Source organism: Pseudomonas sp. MWU347, from assembly GCF_017947305.1.
In the GTDB taxonomy this organism is placed as follows: domain Bacteria; phylum Pseudomonadota; class Gammaproteobacteria; order Pseudomonadales; family Pseudomonadaceae; genus Aquipseudomonas; species Aquipseudomonas putida_A.
In genome coordinates this window covers 86,934-109,012 of record NZ_JAFGZB010000015.1, presented here as the reverse complement: position 1 = coordinate 109,012, position 22,079 = coordinate 86,934, and the positions used below count along the sequence as shown (strand labels likewise).

17 protein-coding genes and 1 tRNA gene are annotated in these 22,079 nt (G+C 61.2%); 4 read left to right on the top strand and 14 right to left on the bottom strand.

All coding sequences use genetic code 11. The features are described 5' to 3' along the window. Positions 1-123: 123 nt before the first annotated feature. A complete protein-coding gene (locus KCG87_RS25795; RefSeq protein ID WP_210559126.1) occupies positions 124-525 on the top strand; it encodes an endonuclease domain-containing protein in 402 nt (133 codons plus the stop codon). Positions 526-541: 16 nt separating this feature from the next. Here KCG87_RS25795 and KCG87_RS25790 read toward each other — a convergent pair whose 3' ends face one another. The 4 genes from KCG87_RS25790 to ptsP form a co-directional block, all read right to left on the bottom strand. Continuing rightward, the gene (locus tag KCG87_RS25790; RefSeq protein ID WP_210559125.1) at positions 542-2,083 is read right to left on the bottom strand and encodes an alkaline phosphatase D family protein; all 1,542 of its coding nucleotides are present in this window, start codon (positions 2,081-2,083) and stop codon (positions 542-544) included. A 185-nt stretch (positions 2,084-2,268) separates the two neighbouring features. Beyond that, positions 2,269-4,002, bottom strand: coding sequence for a PTS fructose-like transporter subunit IIB (locus KCG87_RS25785; RefSeq protein WP_210559124.1), 1,734 nt, complete (start codon positions 4,000-4,002; stop codon positions 2,269-2,271). Between the two features lie 11 nt (positions 4,003-4,013). Next, entirely contained in the window at positions 4,014-4,955 is a 942-nt protein-coding gene (gene pfkB, locus KCG87_RS25780) for a 1-phosphofructokinase (protein WP_210559123.1), read from the bottom strand. Further along, entirely contained in the window at positions 4,955-7,816 is a 2,862-nt protein-coding gene (gene ptsP, locus KCG87_RS25775) for a phosphoenolpyruvate--protein phosphotransferase (RefSeq protein ID WP_210559122.1), read from the bottom strand. Before ptsP ends, pfkB begins: the two co-directional genes overlap by 1 nt. Positions 7,817-8,122: 306 nt before the next feature. Between ptsP and cra the strand changes: the two genes are divergently transcribed. Both cra and KCG87_RS25765 read left to right on the top strand, forming a co-directional pair. Beyond that, positions 8,123-9,118 carry a catabolite repressor/activator gene (cra, locus tag KCG87_RS25770; RefSeq protein WP_096795320.1) on the top strand — a complete coding sequence of 332 codons (996 nt, stop codon included), beginning with the start codon at positions 8,123-8,125 and terminating at the stop codon, positions 9,116-9,118. Between the two features lie 3 nt (positions 9,119-9,121). Next, the gene (locus KCG87_RS25765; RefSeq protein ID WP_210559121.1) at positions 9,122-9,898 is read left to right on the top strand and encodes a TatD family hydrolase; all 777 of its coding nucleotides are present in this window, start codon (positions 9,122-9,124) and stop codon (positions 9,896-9,898) included. On the opposite strand, the gene KCG87_RS25760 is transcribed toward KCG87_RS25765, so the two are convergent. From KCG87_RS25760 to KCG87_RS25740, 5 genes are all read right to left on the bottom strand, one after another. Next, entirely contained in the window at positions 9,899-10,288 is a 390-nt protein-coding gene (locus KCG87_RS25760) for a hypothetical protein (RefSeq protein ID WP_098967165.1), read from the bottom strand. It lies immediately after the preceding gene. Between the two features lie 243 nt (positions 10,289-10,531). Continuing rightward, complete coding sequence (locus tag KCG87_RS25755; protein ID WP_098967163.1) at positions 10,532-12,562, bottom strand: methyl-accepting chemotaxis protein; 2,031 nt, start codon at positions 12,560-12,562, stop codon at positions 10,532-10,534. 265 nt (positions 12,563-12,827) lie between these two features. Next, positions 12,828-13,667, bottom strand: coding sequence for a regulatory signaling modulator protein AmpE (gene ampE, locus KCG87_RS25750; protein WP_210559120.1), 840 nt, complete (start codon positions 13,665-13,667; stop codon positions 12,828-12,830). Next, entirely contained in the window at positions 13,664-14,224 is a 561-nt protein-coding gene (gene ampD, locus KCG87_RS25745) for a 1,6-anhydro-N-acetylmuramyl-L-alanine amidase AmpD (protein WP_003221563.1), read from the bottom strand. The genes ampE and ampD overlap by 4 nt, the downstream gene beginning before the upstream one ends. Positions 14,225-14,288: 64 nt before the next feature. Then, positions 14,289-16,475: a DUF1631 domain-containing protein gene (locus KCG87_RS25740; protein WP_210559119.1), complete on the bottom strand. Its 2,187-nt coding sequence runs from the start codon at positions 16,473-16,475 to the stop codon at positions 14,289-14,291. Between the two features lie 370 nt (positions 16,476-16,845). Here KCG87_RS25740 and nadC point away from each other — a divergent pair, with 370 nt between their 5' ends. Next, complete coding sequence (gene nadC, locus KCG87_RS25735) at positions 16,846-17,694, top strand: carboxylating nicotinate-nucleotide diphosphorylase (RefSeq protein WP_027610785.1); 849 nt, start codon at positions 16,846-16,848, stop codon at positions 17,692-17,694. A gap of 51 nt (positions 17,695-17,745) precedes the next feature. On the opposite strand, the gene KCG87_RS25730 is transcribed toward nadC, so the two are convergent. The 5 genes from KCG87_RS25730 to truB all read right to left on the bottom strand — a co-directional run bounded on the left by KCG87_RS25730 (position 17,746) and on the right by truB (position 22,076). Further along, the gene (locus KCG87_RS25730) at positions 17,746-18,045 is read right to left on the bottom strand and encodes a DUF6388 family protein (protein ID WP_098967158.1); all 300 of its coding nucleotides are present in this window, start codon (positions 18,043-18,045) and stop codon (positions 17,746-17,748) included. Between the two features lie 225 nt (positions 18,046-18,270). Beyond that, positions 18,271-18,346 (bottom strand) — tRNA-Thr (locus tag KCG87_RS25725). Positions 18,347-18,474: 128 nt separating this feature from the next. Continuing rightward, the gene (gene pnp, locus KCG87_RS25720; RefSeq protein ID WP_007961443.1) at positions 18,475-20,580 is read right to left on the bottom strand and encodes a polyribonucleotide nucleotidyltransferase; all 2,106 of its coding nucleotides are present in this window, start codon (positions 20,578-20,580) and stop codon (positions 18,475-18,477) included. A 193-nt stretch (positions 20,581-20,773) separates the two neighbouring features. Continuing rightward, positions 20,774-21,043: a 30S ribosomal protein S15 gene (gene rpsO, locus KCG87_RS25715; RefSeq protein ID WP_003221553.1), complete on the bottom strand. Its 270-nt coding sequence runs from the start codon at positions 21,041-21,043 to the stop codon at positions 20,774-20,776. A gap of 115 nt (positions 21,044-21,158) precedes the next feature. Beyond that, positions 21,159-22,076 carry a tRNA pseudouridine(55) synthase TruB gene (gene truB, locus KCG87_RS25710; protein WP_024011571.1) on the bottom strand — a complete coding sequence of 306 codons (918 nt, stop codon included), beginning with the start codon at positions 22,074-22,076 and terminating at the stop codon, positions 21,159-21,161. Between the last annotated feature and the right edge of the window lie 3 nt (positions 22,077-22,079).

Below are 22,079 nucleotides of genomic sequence, written 5' to 3'. Positions count from 1 at the left end.
GTCTTTCAGGTCGATGTACAACTCGATACAACTCCGTAGGCTCCCTCTCCCTCCGGGAGAGGGCTGGGGTGAGGGTCCTCGTCTACAGTGAGATTTCCAGCCACTTCACAAGGATCGTGAAGCATGCAAAATCGCCTCACTCTCGCTCAGTTCGCCCGCCAGTTACGCAGCAGCCAAACCGATTGCGAACAATTACTCTGGCAAAAACTTCGTTCACGCCAAGTCGCCAATCTGAAATTCCGCAGGCAGTTTCCATGTCCGCCCTATGTCCTGGATTTTTACTGCGTAGAGCTGAAACTGGCGATTGAGCTGGATGGGGGTCAACACTATGAAATAACGGGCTTGATCCACGATCAACGTCGGACGCTTTTCCTGGAACGTCAGGGCATTGAAGTTGTGCGATTCAGTAATCTCGAAGTAATGCAGCAGATGGATGATGTACTGGAGCAAATCACAAGAATTGCCGCGAATCGAAAAACACCCTCACCCTCCAAGCGGTCCGACATTTCGGGAGGGCCGGGGTGAGGATTGTTTTTGATCTTCAAACTGGCTGCAGTTTCTGCTCGAAAACCGCTACCCCATTCAAATCCCGCAACACCACACTCATCTCCCCGCTCTGCCCTTCGATGTTCACCTCGCCAAAGAACTGAAAGCCGGCAAACGGTGAAGCGTTCTGCGTGGGTGGGGCCTTCTGGAACACCACTTCCGGGCCGAAGGTCTTGTCCAGCGGATTAGGACCGAAACTCCCGGCATTCAGCGGCCCGGCGACAAATTCCCAGAACGGTTCAAAATCCTGAAACGCCGCGCGATTCGGGTGGTAGTGATGCGCCGCGCAGTAATGCACGTCGGCAGTCAGGAACACGAAATTGCGCACCTGCTGCGCCCGCAGAAAACCGAGCAACTCGGCGACTTCCAGCTCACGCCCCTGCGCCGGGCCGGGATCACCGTTGGCCACCGCCTCCCAGCGCGCCACGCCCGGGCTGACTTCACCGTCGGGCACGCCGAGGCCGATCGGCATGTCGGCGGCGATCACCTTCCACTGCGCCTTGGAGTGCTTCAAGCCACGCTTGAGCCAGTCCAGTTGCTCGCGCCCCAAAAACGGTTTGGCCGCGCCGAGGTTGTCGTCGTTGGCCCCGCGATAACTGCGCATGTCGAGCACGAACACATCGAGCATCGGCCCGTAGCTGAGCTTGCGATAAATCCGTCCGCCGCCGTCTGCCGCCTGCAAACGCATCGGCGAATATTCCAGCCAGGCCTTGCGCGCGCGGCCGACCAGGGTGTGGATATCTTTTTCCTGATAACGCTCGTCGAGCTGCTTGCCCGGCGACCAGTTGTTGACCACTTCGTGGTCGTCCCACTGCCAGATCTGCGGGACTTCGGCGTTGAAACGGCGGATGTTTTCGTCCATCAGGTTGTAGCGATAATTGCCGCGATAATCGTCAAGGGTCTGCGCGACTTTGCTCTTGGCCTCGGTGGTGAGGTTGCGCCAGATACGTCCACCTTCGGTGGTCAGTTGTGCCGGCACCGGGCCGTCGGCGTAGATGGTGTCGCCGCTGTGGATAAAGAAGTCCGGCAGGCGCAGGCGCATGGATTCGTAGATGCGCATGCCGCCGATGTCCGGGTTGATGCCGAAGCCCTGGCCGACGGTGTCGCCACTCCAGACGAAACGGATATTGCGCCGCGCCTTCGGAGCGCTGCGCAAATGGCCGAGCCACGGCTCGCTGGCGACGCCGGATTGTGCGTCCTTGAAATACACCCGGTAGAAAATCGCCTGATCAGGGGGCAGCCCGGTGAGTTCGACGCGGGCGGTGAAGTCGGTGCGCGCATCGGCCAGTGCCGAGACTACACGGCGCGGGTGGCGAAACTGGCTACGGGTGTCCCACTCGACCACCATCCGTGCCGGGCGATCGCTGCGGCTCCAGATCATCGCGCGGTCGCCTTGCAAGTCGCCGGACTGCACGCCGTCGGTGAGTTGCGGCCGATCCTTGACCGACGCGATGACCGCCGGCGCCAGCCCCGGCATCAGCAGCCCGGCACCGACCACCTGCATGACCCGCCGACGCCCCGGATTGAAATCGCTCATGCGTGTTCTCCCTGAAAAAAGGAAAACTTAAGCACGCTCACATGACCCGGAAATGACACCAGACACACCACACAACCCATGTGGGAGCGAGCTTGCTCGCGAATGCGTCCTATCAGTCGAAATCTTATTCGCTGACACACCGCTTTCGCGAGCAAGCTCGCTCCCACAGGGTTCTGTGGAGCCAGTTAAGCCTTCGCCGGTTCCAGCGCCAACTCAACGGCTTCCGGACGCTTGACCGTCGCATAGACAACGGCCGTCAACAGACTTCCCGCGACAATCGCCAGCAGATACAGCAACGCATGATTGATCGCATTCGGGATCGCCAGCACAAACAAGCCACCGTGCGGCGCCATCAGTTTGCAGCCGAAGTACATCGACAACGCGCCAGTCAACGCACCACCGGCGATGCTCGCCGGAATCACCCGCAGCGGGTCTTTGGCGGCAAACGGAATCGCCCCTTCGGAGATGAAGCACAGCCCCAGCACCAGCGCCGCTTTACCGGCCTCGCGCTCGGTCTGGGCAAACTTGCGGCGAGCAATGAAAGTGGCAATGCCCAGCCCGATTGGCGGCACCATGCCGGCGGCCATGGTCGCGGCCATCGGTGCATAACTCTGCGAAGCCAGCAGCCCCACCGAAAACGCATACGCGGCTTTGTTGATCGGCCCGCCGAGGTCGACGCACATCATGCCGCCGAGCAACACACCGAGCAGAATCGCGTTGGTGGTGCCCATGCTGTCGAGGAAATGCGTGAGCGCCGCAAGCATCCCGGCAACCGGTTTGCCGACCACGTAGATCATCACCAGACCGGTGATCAGGCTGGCGAACAACGGAATGATCAGAATCGGTTTCAGCGCTTCAAGGCTCTGCGGCAACGCCACATAACGACTGATCAACTTGGCCGCATAACCGGCGATGAAACCGGCGACGATCCCGCCGATGAACCCGGCGCCCAGCGTACTGGCGAGCAAGCCACCAATCATCCCCGGCGCCAGGCCCGGACGGTCGGCTATCGAGTAAGCGATGTAACCGGCGAGCAGCGGCACCATCAGCTTGAACGCGGTTTCGCCGCCGATCTGCATCAGCGCTGCCGCCAGCGTGCCCTCTTCCTTGAACGCGGTGATGCCGAAGACGAACGACAAGGCGATCATCAGACCACCGGCCACCACCATCGGCAGCATGAACGAAACACCGGTCAGCAGGTGTTTGTAAACGCCGGTTTTCTCTTGCTTGGCCGGCGCCTTGCCGTCGCTCGCAGCGCTCTCCACCTGAGCTTCGGCGAGGGCTTTTTTCAGCGTCGCTTCGGATTGCTTGAGGGCAATGCCGGTGCCGCAACGGTAGATTTTCTTGCCGGCAAAACGCTCGGTGGCGACTTCGATGTCGGCCGCCAGCAACACCACGTCAGCCTCGGCAATCGCCGTTGCGCTGAGCGGGGTTTTCGCGCCGACCGAGCCTTGGGTTTCGACGTGCAGTTCATAGCCCAGACGCTTGGCCGTCTGCTGCAACGCCTCGGCCGCCATGAAGGTGTGGGCAACACCCGTCGGGCACGCAGTGATGGCGACGATGCGTGGCGCACGTGGCGCAGCGGCAACCGGGACGGCTTCGCTGGCGAGGTAAACTTCGGCCTCTTGCGCACCACGGCGCAGCACCGCTTCGACATCCTGCAGCGCTTGCGCCGGGGCGATGCGGAACACGCGCTTGCCGACGAAACGGCGCATGTCGACATCACCGGTGGCGACCAGCAACACCCACTCCGCCGCTTCAATGGTGGCAGCCGACAATTCGCGCTCCGGGTGCGCCGCATCGACCACTTCAACGCTGGTGCTCCAGCCCTGACGCTGGGCCGCTGCATCGAGCAGGCGGGCGCACAGCACACTGGTGACCATGCCGTTCGGGCAGGCCGTGACAATGGCTAATTTCATGACAAACCCTCTTATTGTTCTGTCAGGGGACGCACGCGTACGCCCTGTTCGAGCTGCGCCAGTTGCGCCGCATCGTTGATGCCGAAACCGATCTGCGTCACCGCCATCGCGGCAATCGCCGTGGCCGTGCGCAGGGTCTGCTCGGGCGTATCGGCACTGAGCAGACCGTGGAGCATGCCGGCCAGCAACGAGTCACCGGCACCCACTGTGCTGGCGACCGTAACCTTGGGCGGCGTGGCATGCAGCGCCGAGCCGACGCTGAACCAGTTCACACCGTCGGCACCGTGGGAGATCACTACGTGCTCGATACCCTTGGTGTGCAGGCACGCCGCAGCCTGAGCTTCGGCGGCGTGCGAAACCACATCGCAATCGAGCGCATCGGCGAGCTCTTCGGTGTTCGGCTTGATCAGCCACGGGCGCGCTTCAATCGCCGCACGCAAGGCTTCACCGCTGCTGTCGAGGGCGACTTTCAGACCGAGGCCGTTCAGGCGTTCGATCAGCTCGCGCAACCACTGCGCGGTGACGCCACGCGGCAGACTGCCGGCGACCACCACCGCGTCATGCCCCGGGGCGATCTGCAGCAGACGCTCGAGCAACGCCTGCTGCGCCGCCGCGTCGACCACCGGTCCCGGGCCGTTGATGTCGGTGATGCGCCCGTCGTGCTCGGCGACCTTGATGTTGCTGCGCGTCTCCCCCGGCACACGGATGAACGCGTCAACAAAACCGCGCTTGGCGAACAGGGTTTCGAAGGCTTGCAGATTGTCTTCGCCGAGAAAGCCGCTGACCGTCAGTTGATGCCCGAGGTCTGCGAGTACCTGGGCGACGTTCACGCCCTTGCCGGCGGCATGGGTGTGCATCTCGTCGCTGCGGTTGACCTGACCGGCCTCCAGGCGTGGCAGCTCAACCGTGAGGTCCAGCGCCGGGTTGAGGGTCAGGGTGAGAATCTTGGCCATTACAGGGCCTCCACTAATGCACGCACTTCGTTCGCGCTGCCCACGGTGAGGGCTTGTTGAGCAAGGGTTTGCGCCTGGGTCAGGCTGAGTTCGCGGATGCGCGCCTTGACCTCGGCGATGCTGCGCCCGGACACGCTCAGCTCATCGACACCGAGGCCGACCAGCACCGGCACCGCCAGCGGATCCGCCGCCAGCTCGCCGCACACGCCGACCCATTTGCCATGGGTATGCGCGGCGCGCACGGTGATGTCGATCAGTTGCAGCACCGCCGGGTGCAGGCCGTCAGCCTGGGCCGAAAGCGTCGGATGACCACGGTCGATGGCCAGGGTGTATTGCGTCAGGTCGTTGGTACCGACGCTGAAGAAGTCGACTTCCTTGGCCAATACCGGCGCCAGCAATGCAGCGGACGGTACTTCGATCATGATCCCCAGTTGCAAGTCCGCGACCGGGATTTCCAGGCGCAGACGCTCGGTCATGTCGCGGGCCTGACGCCACTCTTCAACGCTGCCGACCATCGGGAACATGATCCGCAGCGGACGGTTGTCCGCCGAACGCAGCAAGGCGCGTAGCTGCGCTTCCATGACCTGCGGACGCTGCAAGGTCAGGCGAATGCCGCGCACGCCGAGGAACGGGTTTTCCTCCTTGGTGATCGGCCAATACGGCAGCGGTTTGTCGCCGCCGACATCAAGGGTGCGCACCACCAATGGCCGCCCGGCGAGGCCATCGAGAACGCGACGGTATTCGGCCTCTTGAGTGGCTTCGTCTGGCGCTTGCGGGTGAGCCATGAAAATCAGTTCGGTGCGTAGCAGGCCGATGCCCTCGGCACCCTGCTCCACTGCGGCGGTGACACCGGCGCTTTCACCGATGTTGGCGAACACTTCCACGGCGTGACCGTCAGTGGTGTGCGCCGGTTGATGGCGTTGTTCGGCGGCAGCCTTGAGGCGCTGCTCGCGGGTGTCGCGTTCTTCGGCGGCGCGTTGCAGGGTCGCGGCATCGGCGTCGACGTGCAGGCGACCGCGCTGGCCGTCGAGCAGCAACGGCGTGCCCGGTTCCAGCAGCAACACCGCAGCGCCAGCTCCGACCAGCGCAGGAATCCCGAGAGCACGGGCGACGATTGCACTGTGCGCGGTGGCGCCGCCGCGCGCGGTGAGAATCCCCGCTACCCGCGCCGGATCGAGCCGCGCCACGTCGGATGGGCCGACTTCGTCCATCACCAGAATGTATGGCTGCTCCGGCTCGTTCGGCGTCTGCACACCACAGAGTTGCGCCAGCACCCGGCGCCCGATGTCACGCAGGTCCGCCGCCCGCTCGGCGAGCAACGCGTCCTGCAGCGATTCCTGTTGTTTGGCCGCTGCTTCAATCACCGCCATCCACGCCGCTTCGGCGCTTTCGCCTTGCTTGAGACGGGTGTCGACTTCGTCGGTCAGTTCCGGGTCGTCGAGCATTTCCTGGTGGGTGATGAAAATCTCGCGAATCGCCTTGGCCTTGCTGCGTTCGATCAGACCCTGAATGTCACGGCGCACATCGCTCAACGCTTGCTTGAGGCGCTCGCGCTCGATGGCGGCGGACTCGCCGCGCAACGGGTAATCGATAGCCTGTTGCACCTGAATGTGCGCCGGGCCGATGGCGATGCCCGGTGCAGCAGGGATCGCCTGCAACTGCGCGCCGGACGCCGGGGCGATCAGCACTTCGGCGATATCGGCGATGACTTCGCGTTGCTGACTCACGGCCGGCAGCGGTTCGACTTCTTCGCCGAGGCCTTCTTCGATAGCGGCCAGCAATGCAGGCAAGGCGTCAGCAGCGATGCTCGGTTCAGCGATCAACTCCAGCACCTGACCACGACGGGCGCCGAGGCTCAGCAATTTGCTCAGGCTTTTCACCGACACTGCACTGTCCGCGCTGTCGACGATGCGCACGCGGATTTCACCGTCAAAACTCTTCGCCAGTTGCGCAAGAATCTTCGCCGGACGTGCATGCAAACCGTGGGCGTTGGCCAGGGCAATACGTGCGCTCGGCCAGTCGGCGGGCAGTTCGCCGCCGAGCACTTCGAGGACTTTGCGGCTGCTGGTGGCCCGGCCCAATTCATGGCCGCGCCCTTCGATGAGCAGCGCGCACAGACGTTCGAGCAGCGCCTGATGCGCCTCACCCAGACTGGCCAGACAGAACAGACCGCTGAGCGGCTGGCCGAGATAACGCATCGGTTTGTCCGGGGTGACAAACGCCAGGCCCGGGCGCTTCACAGTTTGCTCGCTGTGCAGCCACCACAGGCCATCGCCCAGCGGCAGCGCCTCGACCTGCTGCAACACACCGGCAAAACCGTTGCTCACGCAATCGGCCTGCCGCAGCAGTCGTGCGCCACGCCAGACCAGTTCTTCGAAATCGTCAGCCGACACGCCAAGGCCGATCATCTGCGCATCCAGCGCCAGTTCCTGTGGCGCGCCTTGCAGCAGTTTCAGCAGCGCTTCCGGCGAGCTGGCGCGGCGCAGGGCCTGGCCCAGATCGGTCTCGCCGAGGGCGCGGGTCAGCAGTTGCAGCAGGCGCAGGTGTTCGTCGGATTTGGCGGCGATGCCGATCGCCAGATAAACGATCTGACCATCGCCCCAATCCACGCCCTCGGGAAACTGCATCAGCCGCACGCCGGTGGCGAATACCTGATCGCGGGTCTCGGGCGTACCGTGGGGGATGGCGATACCTTGGCCGAGAAAGGTCGAGCCCTGGGCTTCCCGGGCCTGCAATCCAGCGAGGTAGCCATCGGCGACCAGGCCATCGGCCACCAGGTGATGGGCAAGCAATTGCAGGGCGGCGGGTTTATCCACAGCCGATTGGCCCATGGATATCTGCTCTATAGTGAGCTCGAGCATGCGATCTCCTTTTTGGCACATGGATGCGCCAGGATATTGTTTTGAATGGTCACAGCTTAGGCGCTGGTCAGCCTGCTTTTCAGCGGCAGTTTTGGCGGTTTCACGGCAGAACCGGCCAAAGGCGTCTAAAACGTAGAAAATACGCTTGCTGAAACGTTTAATCTAGATTGATCGGCACGTTACTCGATAATGTCTCATCCTTGAAGTCCAACTTGTCGGATGCGCTGCGACAATAGTCGTCTGCCCGAATCGGGTAGGATTGGCGAAAATGTGGCGGCAAGCTCGAAAAAACAAGGAAATCCCGGGTTGAAACTCAGTGATATCGCGCGGTTGGCCGGAGTGTCCGTGACCACCGCCAGCTACGTCATCAACGGCAAGGCCGAACAGCAACGCATCAGCAACGCCACGGTCGAGCGGGTGCGTGCGGTCGTCGAACAGCACGGCTTCACCCCCAACCCGCAAGCGGCCGGGTTGCGCAGTCGGCACACCCGCACGTTGGGTTTTATTCTGCCGGACCTGGAAAACCCCAGTTACGCGCGGATCGCCAAACTGCTGGAGCAAGGCGCGCGGGCGCGGGGTTATCAGTTACTGATTGCGAGCTCCGACGATGCGCCGGACAGCGAGCGCCAGTTGCTGCAACTGTTCAAGGCGCGCCGTTGCGATGCGCTGATCGTCGCCAGTTGCCTGCCGGCCGGTGACGACAGCTACCGCCAGTTGCAGGCCAAGGGCTTGCCGATCATCGCCATCGACCGGGTCATGGAACCCGAGCACTTCTGCTCGGTGATCAGTGACGACCGCGAAGCCAGCCTGCACCTGACCCAAAGCCTGCTCAACCCGCAGCCGAAACAGATCGTGCTGCTCGGCGCACGTCCGGAGCTGAGCATCAGTCAGGAACGTGCTGCCGGCTTCAAGCAGGCACTGGTCGACTTCAAAGGCGAAGTGCTGATCGAGCACGCCGAGTCCTTCAGCCGTGAATGCGGCAAGCAACTGATGGAAGAACTCCTGCAACGCCTGGGGCATTTGCCGGATGCGCTGGTGACCACGTCCTACGTGCTGTTGCAGGGCGTGTTCGATGCGCTGCATGACTTCCCGCTCAAATCCCGCCCGCTGCGTCTGGGCACCTTCGGTGACACGCAATTGCTCGACTTTCTGCCGCTGCCGGTCAACGCCATGGCCCAGCAGCACCAGTTGATCGCCGACAAGGCGCTGGAACTGGCGCTGGCCGCCGTCGAGCAATCGCAATACAAGCCTGGCGTGCAGGCCATCGCCCGTACCTTCAAGCAGCGTATTCATCGGGACTGAACCGTGGAGCTGATCGACAGCCACACCCACCTCGACTTCCCCGACTTCGACGCCGATCGCTCAGCCTTGCTCGCCGAAAGCCGCGCCCTCGGGGTGCGGCGGATGGTGGTGCTGGGGGTTTATCAGGGCAATTGGCAACGGGTGTGGGAGCTGGTGCAGAGCGATGCCGACCTGTACGCGGCATTTGGTCTGCATCCGGTGTACCTCGATCAGCATCAACCCGAAGATTTAAGCGCACTCGGCGACTGGCTGACCCGGTTACGTGGCCATCGGCAGCTGTGTGCGGTTGGCGAGATCGGTCTGGATTACTTCATCGAGACCCTCGACCGCGAACGCCAGCAGGCGCTGTTCGACGCGCAGCTGCAACTGGCGGCAGATTTCGAACTGCCGGCGCTGATCCACGTGCGCCGCAGCCACGCCGCGGTGATCGCCACGCTCAAGCGCTTCAAGCTCAAGCGCGCGGGCATCATCCACGCGTTCGCCGGCAGCCGCGAAGAAGCACGCGAATACATCAAGCTCGGTTTCAAACTGGGTCTGGGCGGCGCGCCGACCTGGCCGCAGGCGTTGCGCATGCATCGGGTACTGGCGGATCTGCCGCTCGATTCGATCGTGCTGGAAACCGACTCCCCGGACATGGCCCCGGCGATGTTTCCCGGAGTACGCAATACCCCTGCGCACTTGCCGGCGATCTGTGCAGCACTGGCCGAGTTGATGAATGTCAGTGCAGAACGACTGGCCGCCGCCAGCACCGCCAACAGCTGCGAAGTGTTCGGCTGGTAATCAGTCGCCGTGGACCTTGGCCGCTTCGAGAATCAAGGTCATGTGCTGACGTTGACGGACAAAGCGTGCCAGTGCGAAGTAGATAAAAATCACGATCAACGACGCATTCAACTGTTCCGTCACGCTGAGCAGCCCGATCCATTCCATGACCAACGCCACCAGCAGCGCAGTGCACACGGTTACCGACGCGCTGAAGCGCAGCAATCCCAGCGAATCGAGGGACTTGAAGCGTTTGATCTGCACCGGACAGCGCAACTCCAGGGTTTTCTGGCAGTGATTGCAGGTAAACGGTTCATTGATTGCGATGGCATTGAGTTGCCAGGGTTTGAGCACCTGCGTGGTCTGGCAATGAGCACAACGGCCCTGAACTCCCAGGGTTACAACGGACATTCGCGGCCTCCTCAGCGCAACTAACTGATCAGGGATACTGGCTCAATAATGACGAAAAGCCAGCCGCCGGAAGAAAACAGGAATTGGCTTACAAGCGTAAGCATCAATGCATTACAAAATGTTCTGACATTACCGCCCTTGTAGGAGTGAGCCTGCTCGCGATCGCGGTGTATCAGGCAACCATTGAGTTGACTGACACATCGCCATCGCGAGCAGGCTCACTCCTACAGCATTCGCGCTCGATCAGACGCGGAACGCGCTGATCAGCTGTTTCAGTTCCACCACCTGCGCTGACAGTGCCCGGCTGGCGTCCTCCGTCTGGTGCGCCCCCTGGGCCGTGCGCTCGCCAGCACGGTTGATCTCGACGATGTTCTGGTCGATGTCATGGGCCACGGCAGTCTGTTGCTCCACGGCGGCGGCGATCTGCTGGTTCTGATCAACGATCATGCCTACCGCGCCGAGGATGTTTTCCAGCGCCTGCTGGACCTTTTCCGACTGCCCGACCGTGCCGTTGGCCATCTGATGGCTAATGCCCATGGCTTTCACCGCCGCGCCCACGCCGCCATGCAGCTTGCTGATCATCTGCTCGATTTCTTCGGTCGATTGCTGGGTGCGCTTGGCCAACGTACGCACTTCGTCCGCCACCACCGCAAATCCCCGGCCCTGCTCTCCGGCCCGGGCGGCTTCGATGGCGGCGTTGAGCGCCAGCAAGTTGGTCTGCTCGGCAATGCTCTTGATCACTTCCAGCATGCGGCTGATCGACTGGCTGTCGCTGGCCAACTGGTTGATCACCAGCACCGATTGATCGATCTCACTGGCCAGCGCAGCAATGCTGCCCTGCTGCGACTCCACCAGTGTGCGACCGCTGACGGTTTCATCGTTGACGCTGTGCGCGCTGCTGACCGCTGCCGCTGCGCTGCGTGCAACTTCCAGCGAGGTCGCCGACATCTGGTTCATCGCGGTCGCCACTTGCTCGATCTGCGTGCGCTGCCCGGCCACCGCCTGATTGCTTTGCGCCGAGACAGTTTCCACCTGCCCGGCCTGGCGCTCGACCTCAGCCACGGTCTGCCCGACTCGCTCGATCAGGTCATGGATTTTCCTCACGGTGCCGTTGAACACCTCACCCAGCTCGCCGAGTTCATCGCGGCTGTTGGCCTTGAAGTTGACCGTCATGTCACCGGCCGCGACCTTGTCCATCATCGCGCCCAGGCGCTTGAGCGTGGTGCGGGTCGAGGCGTAGAACCCGCCGTAGAGATAGAAAATCAGCACGAACACCACCGCCAGCGCCACCGCCTGCAACACCATGTGCGTGCGGTTTTGCGCCAGGCGCTGCTGCAGTTGGGTATCGAGAAATTTCAGGGTCGCGTCATTGAGCTGGTAGGTCTGCGCCATCAGCCCGGTGACCTGATCGTAGAACGCCTGCCACGGGGTATCGAGGGTCTCGGCCACCACGACTTTCGCCTCAAACAGTTCACTGGCCTGTTTGAGCGAAGCCTTGCTGCTGTCGGCCGGCGCGCTGAGACTGGCGCGCGCGGCCTGGCTGGAGTCGAGGGCGTCCTGCAGTTTCAACGCGTATTCAGCCTGGAGCTTTTCGATCTGCGCCAGCAACTCGTCGAAACGGCTGCTCGACGAACTGTTGAGAAAGCCCTGCCCCAACGAATACGAACCGATGGCCCGACCTTCGCCAAGCGTCTGGGTCACGGCCGGAGTGATGTTGGTGAGCAGCTCGCTGAGCTGGCGGATGTCGCTCTGGTTGTCGCGGCTCAGACCGGCCTGACTGGTGACGATCTGGCTGAAGATCTGCGCATTGCCGAGCAGTTTGCCGATCATCGCGCTTTTGCTTTGCAGGGAGCTTTCCGCCTGTTGAGCCTTGAACGCGCTGATCATTTCATCGCGTTTGCCGTCGAACAGTTTGATCTGCTCGGGATCGTCGGTCATCGCCTGCAAACCTTGCAGGCGCGCCAGCACGGATTGCTCCAGGCTGCTGATCTGCGCTTCGAGGTTGTCGGCTTTGCCGGACTGGCCGAGGGTGACGTTGATCTGCACCAGATTGTTCAGCGTTTCCAGATCCCGGCGCAGGCTCAGGCTGCTGCCCAGCAGATCGAGGCTCTGCAATTCGACCCGGGTGCCCTGGAATTCGCGATAGGAATCGCGCACCAGATAAAAATTGGTCACCAGCATCGGCACCAGGAACAGCACGCTGATCAAGCTGAACTTCATGCCGAAGCTCAGACGGTTCATCAGCGAGACGGCGGGATAGAGCAAGCTCTTCACTGGAAGTCTCCCTTGGCTTTTCTTGTTTTTATTGGCAGGTGCGGGGCGACAGCAGATAGCCACTATCGGGCGCTGTCTCTGTATAGCTCAAATCGAGGGGAGGTTTTGTAACTTAAGGTTAACGACTACTCTGCGCCGGTCATTGACCTGTGGCGAGGGGATTTATCCCCGATGGGCTGCGCAGCAGCCCCATTAAGATATTGGGGCCGCTGCGCGCCCCATCGGGGATAAATCCCCTCACCACAATGAATTTCACGGGCGAGTATCAGTGAATCAACACTGTCCACAAGGCAAACCCGGCATACCACAACACCGCCGCGCGCAGCAGCAGTTCCCACAGGCAGTCGAGAGTGTTGATGCCTTCAGACCCGACCACCGGCGGCGGGATCTCACCCGCAGCCAACCCGACCTTGTTGATCAACTGCGCGGCGCTGATGTTCCAGTTCAGCAGCTCATGCAACATCACCCGGCTGACCGCGACGAAATTGCCGACCAGAGCCAGACTGGCGGCGAGCAAGCGCACTGGCAACCAGTCAAAGGCGTGACGTAACTGTCCGGCACGTTCGGCGAGCGCCGGGTTCTGGCTGTGTTCTTCCGCCAATGCGAGCAAGCGATAAGCCAGCGCCGCGACCGGACCGAGCACGAAGTACCAGAAGATCACCGCGAAGAAACTTTGATAGGCCTGCCACAACAGGTGCCCTTGGACCCGATCCAGCAATTGCTCACCACTGTCGGCGCAGATATCCAGATCACGCTTGGCCACATGCGCGGCCGCTTGCAGGTCTTCGCGACGCCAGGCGTCACGAAACGGCCCGAGACCGCCGAGCAGATCACCGCGCCCCAGCGCATAAATCACCACCAGCAAATGCACCGGCAGCGCCAGCAAGCCGTAAGCGACGGGTTCCAGTACCACCAGCAACAAGGCAAGCAGCGCCACCGGCAGCAACACCAGAATCGTCAGCACCAGCCATGGTCGCTGGGCCAGGCGCGCGCTGGTTTCGAGTTTGTGCAGTTCGCGGATCCATCCGCCATCGCGTTGAACCCGATGGCGCAGGGCCGAGAATTTCTCGATCCAGACCGCCAGCAGTAACACCAGAAAACTCATTGTCCTTCCTCTTGTGCCAGGGCTGCGCGGTAACGCGCCCAGTCGAATGCCGGGCCAGGATCGGTCTTGCGCCCGGGTGCGATGTCGCTGTGCCCGCAGATACGGGCGCCGGTGATAGCCGGAAATGCTGTTTGCAGCTGACGCGTCAACGTGATCAGCGCCTGATACTGCGCATCGGTAAAGGGCAGATCATCAGTGCCTTCGAGCTCGATGCCCACGGAAAAATCGTTACAGGTTTCCCGGCCTTCGAACATCGACACGCCAGCATGCCACGCCCGCTCAAGACAGGAGACAAACTGGGTGACGCTGCCGTCACGTTCGATCAGAAAATGCGCCGAGACGCGCAGGTCGGCAATCCCTGCAAAATAGGGATGCTCGGTGACATCCAGACGATTCTGGAAAAATTCCTGCACCTTGCCGGTGGCGAACTGCGCCGGCGGCAGGCTGATGTTGTGGATCACCAACAGGGAGATTTCGCCCGCAGGGCGTTCATTGAAGTTGGGCGATGGGCAGACCTGTACCCCATGACACCACCCGCTAGCGGGATCCAACTGCATACCGATTCCTTCAACGCCGACTGTGTTGGCGCCCAGTATGCCGTGATCGGGCCCCGGCGCGCGATCACTTGCCGCGATTGAGTCGCCGCAGATTCCCGAGCACCGACTCCAGCGCCCGATCGAACAGCAAGGTGTCATCCAGCGCCCGCACCGCGCCACGGCGGAACTCAAGGGCCAGCTCGACGCGGCTGCGCTCCAGCACCTTCATCCCGGTGCGGTCGACAAACACGTATTTGCCGGTGGCTTCGATGATCGCTGCCAGTTTGCAGCGCAGGCTGTGCTCGTCGTCTTCCTGGAACGCCACCCAACTGCCCAGGCGCAGTTGCTCCAACTGACGCAGCCCCGGGTCGTCATGCGCCAGGCCGCTGGCATTCACGCCGATCGCGCCCTCGTCGGCGCTACGCAGGGTGATGTGCTGCGACACCTCCACCAACGCCGGCGCATCGGCCGGCGGCTGCTCGGTGAGCGGTTCAAGCACCCGCACATGCAGCGCTTCCAGCTCGCTGAAAAATTCGCTGGTGGCGAACGGATCAAACGCCGAACTGCTCAGGCCATCACGCAATGATTTGAGCAACCCTGGCACCAGCGCCAGCAACTGCAGATCGGCGTCCACCTCGTCGTGACGCTGTACGCTCCAGATCAATTGCTCCATGGTCTGCACATCGGCCTGCCATTCAGCGCAGTGGTCGCCATGTTTGAGGCAGGTCAGCAGCAGCACTTTGCTCCACGCATCACGCACAAAGGTCACCACCGACGGCGGCAGGACTTTACCCAGCAACGCCTGGTTCAGCACATGCTCGACTCGCTGCCGAGCCAGTTCAGTTTTCGCCCGCCCTTCCTCGGCATCGCGCAAACGCTGCTCCAGCAACTCGCTGCGCCGCCGCTCATCACTGGTGAACGCCAGGAAATCGGCGAGCAACTCGGAGAAAATCGCCGGGTCGTCGACGAAGTCGCTCAACAGGCGCTGCACCACTTGTTCGATGCGCAGATACAGGCTGTCACGCGCCTCGCCATTGCAATCGCCCCAGCCCATGGCGGCATCGGCGATTTCATTGAGCAGGCGCCGCGCCGGGTGGCTGCTGCGGCTGAAGAAACTCTTGTCGAGTACTGCCACCTTGAGCATCGGAATCTGCAAACGCGCGATCAACGCCTTGAGCGAATCCGGCAGGTTACGGTCTTCGAGGATGCAATCGAAGACCATGGCGATCAGGTTGATCACGTCTTCATCCGCGCCGTCGACAATGCGTGATTTGCCGCTCCTCACGCTGACCCGCGTCAGCAGCTGCTCAAGCTGATTGCGCAGATCGAAATCGTCCTGCGCCGCCAGTGCCGGGACGTATTGCTGCAAGTGTGAAAGCAGGCGCAGTAGATCGCGGGTGCTGATCGGTTGCGCCGCCGCACTCGGCTCCAGGGTCGGCGCGACGCTGCCGCGCACGTGCAGCAGCAGTTCCTGCAACGCGGCGAAGACTTCCTGCACGCCTTCATCGGCGGGCGCGGGTTCGTCACTATCTTCGCTGCTGATGCTTGCTGCCGCACGCTCGATTGCGCGGCGTGCGGGGGCCGGTTTCAACTCAGGCAACACGCCGGTGGCGACCAGCAATTGATTGGCTTCGGCATACAACTGCTCGGTATCGGCCAGCACGTAGCGTTCGAACAGCTTGAGCAGGATCAGCTTGACCTTGATCTCCACGCCCAGGTTACGTCCGGCCTGCAGAAAGAACTCGCAGAGCATCGCCGGGCCGAGCGGGTTGTGATGGTTATCGAAATCCTTGCCCAGCAACACGTTGAGCCGCGCAGTCAGTTGATCAAGAGCAAAGCCATCACGCTTGAGCACCAGCCCGACCATTGTCTCGACCGCCACGCTGCGCTCCATGTCATCGGTACGCGGTGCCGAATCCTCGAATATCAGCGTGCCGGACAATGTGGGTTGCACGACTTCGTATTGAATCAGCGCGACAAAGGCTTCGAAGAATTGCTCGAGAAAACCCCGCTCGATGTTTTTGCGCTTGAGGCGCAGGTCGCGCATGGCTTCGAAAAAGATGTTTTGTTCGACGTCATTACGCGCCCGGTCAGCCATTTCGAACAGGGTGTCGTCTGCGTTATCGAACAATTCCTGCAAGCCGTGGCGCAGTTGCTGGGCGGCCTTGTCGCGGACCTGAAGCAGAATCACAGGCAGGCGGGCGAGCGGCGAATGATTCGCCTGATCGGTAGCGGCCTTGTGCAAAGGCACTACATTCCCGTCGTTGTGCATCCAAGCCTCCTGAAACGGTGATTTCACTGGGCATTTACCGCGCAATTCCCTGTGGGAGCGGGCTTGCTCGCGAAAGCGGTGTGTCGTTCGCCAAAACTGTCACTGACAAACCGCTTTCGCGAGCAAGCCCGCTCCCACATCGGCGTCAAAGCCATGACGTCAAATGCAAGGCGGATTATCTTGCAAAACTTGTCACCGGCGCTATAGCCGTCAGGGTTTCCCCTATGCCCGCGACACCTTCCAGTGACCACGAAAAACGGCGCTTTGCTCACAGAAAATCGACCAATTGCAGTCAGGCACGCGCGTTCTCGCCTTGGGTTGGCTCTCGCCATGCCCCTATAATCGGCGCACTTAGTTTGTGGAGCCCGTTATGCCGAATCTACGTCTCGCCGATCTGACCGCCGAAATCGAAGCCAACGTGCGCCGTGCGTTGCTCGAAGATGTCGGCAGCGGCGACATCACCGCACAACTGATCCCGGCCGAACGTCTGGCCAAAGCCACCATCATCACTCGCGACGAGGCGGTTATCTGCGGCACGGCGTGGGTCGACACGGTGTTTCGCCAGCTCGATCCGCGCGTCGCGGTGCACTGGCAGGTACGGGACGGTGAACGGGTCAAACCCAACCAGCCGTTGTTTCATCTGGAGGGCCCGGCCCGTTCGTTGCTGACTGGCGAACGCAGCGCGCTGAACTTCCTGCAACTGCTGTCCGGCGTGGCCACGCGTGCGCAATATCTGGCGGACTTCGTGGCGCAAACCCAGGTCAAGCTGCTGGATACCCGCAAGACTTTGCCGGGCCTGCGTCTGGCGCAGAAATACGCGGTGACCTGCGGTGGTTGCCACAACCACCGCATCGGCCTTTACGACGCGTTCCTGATCAAGGAAAACCACATCGCCGCCAGCGGTGGCATCGCGCAAGCCATTGCTGCCGCGCACAAGATCGCGCCGGGCAAACCGGTGGAAGTCGAAGTGGAAAGTCTGGAAGAGCTGAAGGAAGCGCTGACTGCCGGCGCCGACATCATCATGCTCGACGAACTGAGCCTGGATGACATGCGCGAAGCCGTGCGCCTGAATGGCGGCAAGGCCAAACTGGAGGCCAGCGGCGGTATCAACGAAAGCACGCTGCTGCCGATCGCCGAGACCGGGGTGGACTACATCTCGATCGGTGCGATGACCAAGGATGTGAAGGCGGTGGACCTGTCGATGCGTCTGAGCCTCTGAGGCTGTCACGCCATAAAAAACGCCAGCCCGGTTGAGGCTGGCGTTTTTGTTTCAGACCACCAGATTGTTCATCTCGCAGTACTCGTCCCACTCGACGCCCAACACCTCGGCCGCCTCCTTGTGCAGCTCCAGGCGCTTGGCCTCAAACTCTTCAGGGGTGCTGGTGTACTTGAGCGTCAGCTCCCACGGCTGCAAGCCCTGGGCTTCGGCTTCGTCCTCGAACGCCCACTGGATCTGATCTTTCTGATCATCAGGGCTCAGGTCCTTGATCTCTTCTTTCAAGTCCGGTACGTCCAGAATGTACTTTGCCAACGCTTGTTCGTGTCGTTGCTCTTGAGTTAATTCGGTCATGGCGTTCTCGCTGATCGTAAGAATGGAGGATGGATCTGGATCATCAAGGATCTCTCTGACGCGGATTGTCCGGCCTTCGGAACCATTCGGGATCATCTGAAAACTGCTAAGCGATGCTCATGCAGGCACCGAATATAGGACGTTTGCATGACGAATTACACGGCTCTTTACATCTCTCGCACAAAAACTTTGACCTGGGAGACACAAATCGGGGAATGAGGAGGATGGTGCCCGAGACAGGAATCGAACCTGCGACCTTCGCGTTACGAGTGCGCTGCTCTACCGGCTGAGCTACACGGGCGGTGGGCTAAACCTAGCACCGGTCTTGAAGTCCGGCAACTTCAAAGCCTGTCCCGGCATTTCGCAGACAAAAAAATGCCCCGCCGTTTTCACGGCGGGGCATTTCATTGCGCTAAAGCTGTGGGCTGATTAAACGCCCGAAGCCTTGGCCGCTGCCACGTCTTTGATGGACAGCTTGATACGGCCGCGGTTGTCCACGTCCAGTACCAGCACTTCCACTTCCTGGCCTTCTTTCAGGATGTCGGTGACTTTCTCTACGCGAGCGTCGCTCAGCATCGAGATGTGCACCAGACCGTCCTTGCCCGGCAGGATGTTGACGAATGCGCCGAAGTCGACGATGCGTTCAACCTTGCCGACGTAGATCTTGCCGATCTCGGCTTCTGCAGTGATGCTCAGAACGCGCTGACGAGCAGCCTCTGCGGCATCCTTGGTTTCGCCGAAGATCTTGATCGAGCCGTCGTCTTCGATGTCGATCGAAGCCTTGGTTTCTTCGCAGATCGCACGGATGGTCGCGCCACCTTTACCGATAACGTCACGGATCTTGTCGGTGTCGATCTTCATCGCGATCATGGTCGGAGCGTTGGCCGACAGTTCGGTACGCGACTGGCCGATGATCTGGTTCATCTGGCCGAGGATGTTCAGGCGCGCTTCCAGGGCTTGGCCCAGAGCGATTTCCATGATCTCTTCGGTGATGCCCTTGATCTTGATGTCCATCTGCAGCGCGGTAACGCCTTTGGCGGTACCGGCTACTTTGAAGTCCATGTCGCCCAGGTGGTCTTCGTCACCCAGGATGTCGGTCAGGACGGCGAACTTCTCGCCTTCTTTAACCAGACCCATGGCGATACCGGCAACCGGCGCCTTCATTGGCACACCAGCGTCCATCAGGGCCAGGGAAGCGCCGCAAACGGAAGCCATCGAGCTCGAACCGTTGGATTCGGTGATTTCCGAAACCACACGGATGGTGTACGGGAACACGTCAGCGGCTGGCAGCATGGCCGAAACCGAACGACGGGCCAGACGGCCGTGACCGATTTCACGACGACCAGCGCCACCCATGCGACCACACTCGCCCACCGAGAACGGAGGGAAGTTGTAGTGCAGCATGAACGGGTCTTTTTTCTCGCCTTCCAGGGTGTCCAGCAGCTGTGCGTCACGGGCGGTACCCAGCGTCGCAACGACCAGGGCCTGGGTTTCGCCACGGGTGAACAGCGCCGAACCGTGAGTCTTCGGCAGAACGCCGACTTCGATGTTCAGCGGACGTACGGTGCGGGTGTCGCGGCCGTCGATACGTGGCTTGCCGTTAACGATGTTTTCGCGAACGGTGCGGTATTCGATTTCGCCGAAAGCGGCTTTGACGTCAGCAGCAGAAGGCTGGCCTTCTTCGCCGGACAGCTTGGCAACGACCTGGTCTTTCAGCTCGCCCAGACGTGCGTAGCGGTCAGCCTTGACGGTGATGGTGTAAGCCTGGGAGATCGCTTCGCCGAACTCGGCACGGATCGCGCCCAGCAGTTCGGTGGCTTCTGGAGCAGGAGCCCAGGTCCAGGTTGGCTTGGCAGCTTCAGCGGCCAGTTCTTTGACGGCGTTGATCACCACCTGGAACTCGTCGTGAGCAAACAGTACCGCGCCCAGCATCTGGTCTTCGGTCAGCTCTTTGGCTTCCGATTCAACCATCAGTACGGCGTCGGAGGTGCCGGCAACGACCATGTCCAGGCTCGAAGCAGCTTGCTGCTCGTAGGTCGGGTTGAGCAGGTAGCCGGTGCTTTCGTGGAAAGCGACGCGGGCGGCGCCGATCGGGCCGTCGAACGGAATGCCCGAGATGGCCAGGGCAGCCGAGGTACCGATCATCGCAGCGATGTCCGGATCGGTCTTCTTGCTGGTGGAAACGACGGTGCAGACAACCTGCACTTCGTTCATGAAGCCTTCCGGGAACAGCGGACGGATCGGACGGTCGATCAGTCGGGAAGTCAGGGTTTCTTTCTCGGAAGGACGGCCTTCACGCTTGAAGAAACCGCCAGGGATCTTACCGGCAGCGTAAGTCTTTTCCTGGTAGTGAACGGACAGAGGGAAGAAGCCCTTGCCTGGATCGGCTTGCTTGGCACCGACTACGGTCACCAATACGCTGACGTCGTCGTCAACGGTGACCAATACTGCGCCGGAGGCCTGACGGGCGATACGGCCAGTCTCGAGGGTAACGGTCGACTGACCGAACTGGAATTTTTTGATTACCGGGTTCACGGTGTCCTACCTTCTTTGTGGCTCTTGGGGGAACTGGTTTCTTGCGAAATTCTTGGGCAATGTCGGGAATCGGCCCGCTGACTGTCCAGGTAAAACGGTAGTGCAGATAAAACTTGAGGCTGGGAGCCTGCCAGCCACCAGCGGAAAACCGCTGATGCCTGACAGACAACCAACCTCATAGCGCAATCGCTGATTAGCGACGCAGACCCAGGCGGCCGATCAGAGCGCTGTAACGGCTCAGATCTTTGCCTTTCAGGTAATCCAGCAGCTTGCGACGCTGGTTTACCATGCGGATCAGACCACGACGGGAGTGGTGGTCTTTACCGTTGGCCTTGAAGTGACCTTGCAGTTTGTTGATGTTGGCGGTCAGCAGTGCAACTTGCACTTCTGGCGAACCAGTATCACCAACAGCTTGCTGGTAGTCGGCAACGATTTGAGCTTTTTCTTGAACGTCGAGAGCCATGAGGCAATCCTTTTATCAGGAAACTGTTTCAAAAACAGTTTCAACAGGCCAGGGACAAATCCCTGTATCTATAAATGAGTAGTGACCGTGCCTGTTAACAGCCACACTCGTTCGGTCATTCTGACCGAATCAGTCGACGCGGCGCGATGCGCCCGTCTTCGCTCACTTCACCGATACCGATGAAGCGACCATTGTGATCCTGTACCCGTACCATGCCGAACTTCGGAGCATCCGGGGCGCGTACCGGCTGGCCGTTGAGCCAGTAGAACGCACTCGCTTCGGAGAAGTGCAGCAGCGGCCAATCCTGCAGGCCGCTGTCCGATGGCATCAGGAAGCGGTCGACCGCTTCGTTGCCGCCTTCGGCATGTACCGCTTCCAGCTCTTCGAGGGTCACGGTCTGCGCCAGGGTGAAAGGCCCGGCCTGGGTACGACGCAGTTCCGCGACGTACGCACCACAACCGAGTTGCTCACCGATATCCTCCACCAGGGTGCGGATATAGGTGCCCTTGCTGCAATCCACCGCAAGACGCGCAGTATCGCCTTCGAAGGCCAGCAATTCCAAGCGCGCAATAGTAACAGAACGCGGTTCGCGCTCCACTACTTCGCCTGCACGGGCCAGCTTGTACAGCGGCTGACCGTCACGCTTGAGTGCCGAGTACATCGGCGGTATCTGACTGATTTGCCCACGAAATTTCGGCAGAACCGCTTCGACATCGGCGCGACCAACGGTCACCGGGCGCTCCTGCAAAACCTCACCCTCGGCGTCCGCCGTGGTAGTGGTCTTGCCCAGTTGCGCCAGGGTTTCGTAACCCTTGTCGGAATCGAGCAGGTACTGCGAGAACTTCGTTGCCTCGCCAAAGCACAGCGGCAATACACCGGTGGCCAGCGGGTCGAGACTGCCGGTGTGACCGGCCTTCTCGGCGTTGAGCAACCAGCGAACCTTCTGCAACGCGGCGTTGGAGGTGAACCCCAGCGGCTTGTCGAGCAGGATGATACCGCTGACGTTACGACGGATACGTTTGACCTGAGCCACCGA